This is a genomic window from Acidisoma cellulosilyticum, from assembly GCF_020621385.1.
Taxonomy (GTDB): Bacteria; Pseudomonadota; Alphaproteobacteria; order Acetobacterales; family Acetobacteraceae; genus Acidisoma; species Acidisoma cellulosilyticum.
The window spans coordinates 1-3330 of sequence record NZ_JAESVA010000033.1 but is presented as its reverse complement, the minus strand read 5'-3'; the positions used below and the strand labels follow the sequence as shown (position 1 = coordinate 3330).

1 protein-coding gene and 3 pseudogenes are annotated in these 3330 nt (G+C 50.8%); 1 reads left to right on the top strand and 3 read right to left on the bottom strand.

All coding sequences use genetic code 11. The features are described 5' to 3' along the window. Window positions 1–101: 101 nt before the first annotated feature. Both ACELLULO517_RS29180 and ACELLULO517_RS29175 read right to left on the bottom strand, forming a co-directional pair. A pseudogene (locus ACELLULO517_RS29180) lies at window positions 102–359 on the bottom strand (DDE-type integrase/transposase/recombinase); the annotation flags it as partial. Between the two features lie 13 nt (window positions 360–372). Continuing rightward, window positions 373–665, bottom strand: a pseudogene (locus ACELLULO517_RS29175) (IS481 family transposase); the annotation flags it as partial. Window positions 666–882: 217 nt separating this feature from the next. Between ACELLULO517_RS29175 and ACELLULO517_RS28360 the strand changes: the two are divergent. Continuing rightward, a complete protein-coding gene (locus ACELLULO517_RS28360; protein WP_227310861.1) occupies window positions 883–1827 on the top strand; it encodes a sulfotransferase family 2 domain-containing protein in 945 nt (314 codons plus the stop codon). Between the two features lie 187 nt (window positions 1828–2014). On the opposite strand, the pseudogene ACELLULO517_RS28355 reads toward ACELLULO517_RS28360, so the two are convergent. Beyond that, window positions 2015–3183 (bottom strand): annotated as a pseudogene (locus tag ACELLULO517_RS28355) (IS3 family transposase). Between the last annotated feature and the right edge of the window lie 147 nt (window positions 3184–3330).

The window sequence follows — 3330 nt, the reverse complement described above, 5'->3', positions numbered from 1 at the left end:
GGCCAAGGCCCAGTTCGCCGTTCTCTTCGGCGAGCGCTTTACCAAAGCCATGGCAGCCTAAATGTTCAAACCGTCGTCCCACACGAAATTCATGACACTCCCGGCTTGGCGAGCCTACGCTCGCCGCCTCTCTCTGCATAAACTCTGCCAAAGATATGGGCGATGGACAGGTTTTCGGCCCTCTTGTCGTGCTGGACAAACTGCACATCATTGTCGGTCAGCACGGTGTGGATCTTGTAGGGAACCGCCATGAGCAATGCTTTGAGGAAGCCAGCCGCGACGAGCTTTGTCGCCTTCCGATAAATCCTGGCGAAGACTAGTTTGGAGGTGCGATCCACGGCCACGAACAGATAGGCCTTGCAGGTTGGCGTGGGTCAGATGCGGGATGACATCCTTCAAAGCAACAAAGACATCGTCCAGCGGCAGGTCTGCCTGCCGCTGAGGGCCATGATGGCCGCCTCCTCAATGGCCAAAAGAACGGAACTGCGTCGTTCCTTCGGACCCATGGCGTCGTCCTCGATCGTCTCGCGTTCCCGCCACTTCCTCACGGTTTTTTCGTTGATCCTGAACCGCCGCGCGAGCGCCGTGGCTGAAGCCTGCGATCGCTGTAGTTCCGCTCAAACAGCCTGCGTGGTCGTGGCGCTCCCATGAAGAACCTGGCCCATAGCGCATTCCACTCCGGTTGCGATAATGATACGCTATCACACCCTGGGACTAAACACTTAAAGCCATCACAGATTATGGGCAATCTGCATCTCTTTGCTTGACACAGATAACGCGGGGGAATTTGCTACAGAATAGTCGCTAGCCCACAACATTACACTCGACGCTTATCCAATTGAAGGCTATATTTCAAATATTTCGAAATGAGAGACGATCGACGTGGATGCAGATTTAATTCATCAAGCTCCGGGGGCTTTGCCACCAATCGATGAAAAAAAGGCGGCTGGTGTCGCAAAAATTTTGGAAGAGTCGAGTAAAGCCATCGCCAATGAAAATGTGGAGAAGGCGTTGGGATTGCTTAGAAGCTATTTGGAGGTCCAGGACCATCCAGATGTCTGGCTCAAGCTAGCTAAAGCTTACCGCATCACAGGGGACGAGCTGATTGCTCGCTCGATGATGCGCAATGTTATTCTCAGGCTCAATCGTCCTCATATTATGGATATAATAACAGCCAAAATCCCCTATACTAAACTATTAGTGCTTGAAAATTTGAAATTAGTCTATGTTAATATACCTAAGTGTGGATCCTCTTCGGTAAAAGACGCAATTCTTGTTGCTTCAAATAAGCAGCGGCGCCTCGAAGCATCTCATTTTCATGTCCAAGAGTTTGAAAAAATTGTGCCCTTTCAAGATCTTGATGGAAAGTACAAAAATTACACTAAGATAGCTATTACTCGTCATCCGTTAGATCGACTAAGATCTTATTTTCGGAAAAATGTTCGAGAAGCGCAGAGCCTAGTGCGGGAAGCTCAAGGTAAAAACACTTATTACGGGCTTAATACAAATCCAGAATATGCCGAAATAGTAAGTAATTTTCAAGATTATCGTCGCATTTTTGATGACTTCAGGCACCATACTGATTCGATGGTGGGATATCTTGGTCTTTCCAAATCAAGGTATACAAGTTTGTTTGATGTCTCAAAGACTAAAGAAGCTATCGGGTTACTCAAAAATCTTACTGGGGAAGATATTCCAGATATTCATAATATGCGATCTGAACAGTCAGCTCTTCCTATTACAAAAGAAGATGAGAATCTCGAAAAGCAATTAGTTGATTCTTTTTATAAAAGAGAATTAAATGTTTATTTTTCTGGATCTTTGTAAGATTTTATAGTGAAAAATGCTAGATTAGCTCCATCTATTTAAATCCGAGCACGCCAAGTAAACTTTTTCTGCCAGAGGAAATACGGGCATCGATTGCAGTTAGAGTAACTTCTGACTGCTGTCGAGCCACAAAGATGTATAAGATGATGACTGGACTTGCTTTGGAAAAGTGGAGAGCTGTTTCGGGTCAAGCTGCCTGCCTTTCGTAGGCAGCAGGGCTGATGAAGTCCAGCGACGAGTGTCGCCGGACGGGATTATAGAAACTGTCGATGGAACGGCCGATGGCAGTCTCGGCATCTGCACGGGTCATGAAGACAGTCCGCCAGACGAGTTCGGATTTCAGAATTTGAAGAATGTCTCGACAATGGCGTTGTCATAGCAATTTTATCTGCCGGACATGGAAATCAGCGCACCATGTTTTCGTAACTCGCTCTGATAATCAATGGAACAATTGGCCGCCTCGATCCGAGTGGCAGATCAGACCGGGATCTGGACAGCGAATGGCAAAAGCCTGATGCAGCGCGGCCAAGGCAAGATTACGATGCAGTCGGTCACTGACAGACCAGCCGATAATGCGGCGTGAGAAGAGGTCCATCATGATCGCCAGGTAAAGCCAGCCCTCTCTGATCCAGATGTAGGAAATGTCGGCCGACCATTTCCGGTTCGGCGCCGTGGTGGTGAAATCCTGACCGCGCAGGTTCAGCGCGACGGGTCAGGCATGTTCGCTGTCCATCGCCCGCTTGAAGCGGCGCTTTTGCCGGGCGCGCAAGCCGTTGTCCCGCATGAGGGGCGCCGTCCGTCGACGTCCCACAGCCAGGCCTTGATCACATAGTTCCCTGGTCATGCGCGGACTGCCGTAGGTGCCGCTCGACAAGGTGAAGACCGACCGGACGTGGGCAAGTAGCACCAGCCCTGCCGTTGCCGACCGCTCGGAGTGCGCCCCCGCCCATGCGAAATACCCGCTCTGTCTGGCACCCAACACATGGCACAGCCGCTGGACAGGGAAGTCTTTCTTCGCCCATTCGATGAGGTCAAACCTCATCGAATTCCCTCCTTGGCGAAAAAAACCGTGGCCCGCTTGAGAATATCCCGCTCCTGGCGAAGGATTTCATTCTCTTGCCGCAGGCGCTTCAACTCCGCCGCCGCATCCTCACCGGGAGGCCGCCGTTCCGGCTCATCCATCTCCCGGTCCCGGCTGCGGGACGCCCATCGCGTCAGTATCGACAGGCCGATCCCGAGATCCGCCGCAATTTCCCGCTTCGTCCGTCCGCTAGTCCGCGATAGGCGGACAGCTTCATCCTCAAATTCCTTCGTAAACCGCTTCTGGACGCCAAAATCTGCTTGACCAAGACGGATACTCTCCACTTTTGCGAAGCAAGTCCAACCCATCCCGTGTTTAGTTTAGGACATGAACCCATAAAGAGCTTTGAACGGCTCGGCGGGGTGTGATTCGATTTCTGAAAGGAGATCGAATCATGGCCCGCTTTGATCTGACTGATTACG